This window comes from Deferrisoma sp. (assembly GCF_054681715.1).
In genome coordinates this window covers 1-2,358 of sequence record NZ_BAAHFQ010000272.1, presented here as the reverse complement: position 1 = coordinate 2,358, position 2,358 = coordinate 1, and the positions used below count along the sequence as shown (strand labels likewise).

At 68.3% G+C, this 2,358-nt stretch carries 3 protein-coding genes and 1 pseudogene; 2 read left to right on the top strand and 2 right to left on the bottom strand.

The features are described from left to right. Both ACY0I8_RS17755 and ACY0I8_RS17750 read right to left on the bottom strand, forming a co-directional pair. On the bottom strand, nt 1-253 hold a 253-nt coding region (locus tag ACY0I8_RS17755; RefSeq protein ID WP_461395808.1), incomplete at its 3' end, for a flavodoxin family protein. After that, nucleotides 253-891, bottom strand: a complete 639-nt coding sequence (locus tag ACY0I8_RS17750) for a response regulator transcription factor (protein WP_459940045.1) — start codon at nt 889-891, stop codon at nt 253-255. The genes ACY0I8_RS17750 and ACY0I8_RS17755, both read right to left, overlap by 1 nt. Before the next feature lie 126 nt (nt 892-1,017). On the opposite strand from ACY0I8_RS17750, the gene truD reads away from it, so the two are divergent. Beyond that, nucleotides 1,018-2,052, top strand: coding sequence for a tRNA pseudouridine(13) synthase TruD (gene truD, locus ACY0I8_RS17745; RefSeq protein WP_461395807.1), 1,035 nt, complete (start codon nt 1,018-1,020; stop codon nt 2,050-2,052). Between the two features lie 97 nt (nt 2,053-2,149). Continuing rightward, nucleotides 2,150-2,358, top strand: a pseudogene (locus ACY0I8_RS17740) (hypothetical protein); the annotation flags it as partial.

The following is a 2,358-nucleotide window of genomic DNA, read 5'->3' as shown; positions in this document are numbered from 1 at the left end:
TCGGGGTCGCAAGCACCAGCCCCCGGCTGGTCCGCGTCTCGTGCAGCACCGGGGTGAGGTCGTCCTCGAGCACGCACCGGGTGGCCGTGGCCCGGCAGGCGCCGCAACCCACGCACCCCCGGAACGACAGCCGGGCGAGGGGCACCGTCCGGGTCTCGCCCGCCCCCGCCTCCCGGGCCCCGGCCAGCACCTCCTCGGCGAGTCGGGCCGAGTTGGAGGGTTCTCGACCGCTTCCCACCACGCCCAGGATCATCAGTGCACCGCCTCGGACTCCGCGAACCCGAGTTGCACCGCCTTCACGGCGGCCTGGGTTCGGTTTTTCACCCCTAGTTTCTCGAACAGGCTCACCAGTTCCTTCTTTACCGTCTGCTCGGACACGCAGAGTTTCTCGGCGATCTCGGCGTTGTTGTCGCCCCGGGCCAGGTAGCGGAGCACCTGGAGTTCCCGCTCGGTCAGCCCGTACCGCGCCGGGTCCTGCGCCTGGGACAGCTTCTGGTCCGCGAGGAACGGGGAGTGGATCTCGTCGCCCCGGTAGACGGCCTTGAGGATCCGAACGAGTTCATCGAGGTCCACGTCCTTGAGAACATAGCCCGCCGCGCCAGCCTTGATGGCCTGGTCGACCTTGGTGGGGGCGTCGTGGAGGGAGAGAATCAGCACCTGGGTGCGGGGGACCCGTTCCCGGATGAGACGCGTGGCCCGGATGCCGTCGAGGCGGGGCATGGCCAGGTCCATCAGCACGATGTCGGGCTGATGCTTCTCGGCGAGCACCACGGCCTCGGTGCCGTCGGAGGCGGTCGCCACCACCTCGATGTCCTCGTCGAGCCCCAAGACCTCTTCGAAACACTGTCGGAGCAGTCGCTGATCCTCGGCGATGAGAACGCGGATCGGCATGGAGCGGAAAACCCCCTTTTCCCCCTTTTTTCAAGGCCAAAACGTGCGACCGCGATGCTCGTACGGTAGCATAGCCCGAAACGCCTGTTCAACGAGGGCGCCGGCCTCGCGGCGCGGGAGGAACCCATGCGAACGGATCTCCAACTCGTGCCCTACCGGGACTACGACTATCCGCGCCTGGTGGCCGAACCGGCGGGGGGGGTGTGGAACCCGGGCCCGGAAACGTTTCGGGTGGAGGAGATTCCCCTGTACCCGTTCTGCGGCGAAGGGGAACACGCCGCCCTCTGGGTGGAGCGCACAAACCGATCCACGCGGGACCTCGCCGTGGCGGTGGCGCGGAGGCTGGATCTGCACCCTGCCGCCGTGGGGTACGCGGGCATGAAGGACAAACGCTGCACCGCGGTGCAGGGGTTCACCGTGGCCGGCGTGGCCACGGATTCGGCCCGGGAGGCCTTCGAGGCCGAGGGATGCCGGGTTCACCTCGCCACGCGGCATCGAAACAAGCTCCGCCTGGGGCACCTGGCCGCGAACCGGTTCCGGGTGGTCCTGGAAGGCGTGCAGGCCGGGGCCGTGGAACGGGTGGTGGCGTTTCTGGAGTCGTGGGGGGTGCCCAACTACTTCGGGCCCCAACGGTTCGGAGGGAAGGGAGACAACGCGGTCAAGGGGCTTGCCCTTCTCCAGGGCGAGGTGCGCCTGGGTCGGTGGAAGCGCGACCTCATGGTTTCGGCCCTCCAGTCCCTGGTGTTCAACGAGGTGCTGGCCCGCCGCATCGAGGCGAACCTGCTCGATCGCCCCCTCCCCGGGGACGTGCTCCAGAAGGCGGACTCGGGGGGGCTCTTCGTGTGCACCGACCCCGAGGCGGACGCCCCCCGGGTGGACCGGTTCGAGGTGGCGCCCACCGGCCCCCTGTGGGGCCGGAAGATGGTCCGCCCCACCGGTTGGGTGGCCCGCCAGGAGGCGGAGGTGCTTTCGGATTTCGGCCTCCAGGGGGAGTGGTTCTCCCGGGAGACGGGCTCCCGGCGTCCGCTGCGGGTGCCGCTGGCCGGGGCGGAGGTCCGGCCGTCGGAGTCGGGCGTCGTGGTCGAGTTCCTGTGCCCGCCGGGCGCGTTCGCAACCTCCGTGGTGCGGGAGATCACGGGAACCCCCGCAGGTTTTACGTAAAATATACGGCAATATATTTTGAAAAGCCGATCTTGACACTCGTATAATGTAGTGCCAAACTCCCCGTGCCAACGGAGTTCGACACGGGGAGAAAGCGATGAGCGTACGGCCTTCCGAGTTTTACACGCCCAAGGTGGTGGGCGCCCAACTCACGGGCATGATCAAAACCAAGGGGCCCAACGAGTACTCGGCCCGGTTGCGGATCCCGGTGGGGATCCTCACGGCCGAGGTCCTCGAGAGCCTGGCGCGGCTGAGCCGGGAGCACGGCCGGGGGGAGGTGTTTCTCACGGCGCGCTACGGCGTGGA

Coding starts and splice junctions, on each gene's coding strand:
- ACY0I8_RS17750 (WP_459940045.1), bottom strand. CDS start 891: ATGCCGATCCGCGTTCTCATCGCCGAGGATCAGCGACTGCTCCGACAG.
- truD (WP_461395807.1), top strand. CDS start 1,018: ATGCGAACGGATCTCCAACTCGTGCCCTACCGGGACTACGACTATCCG.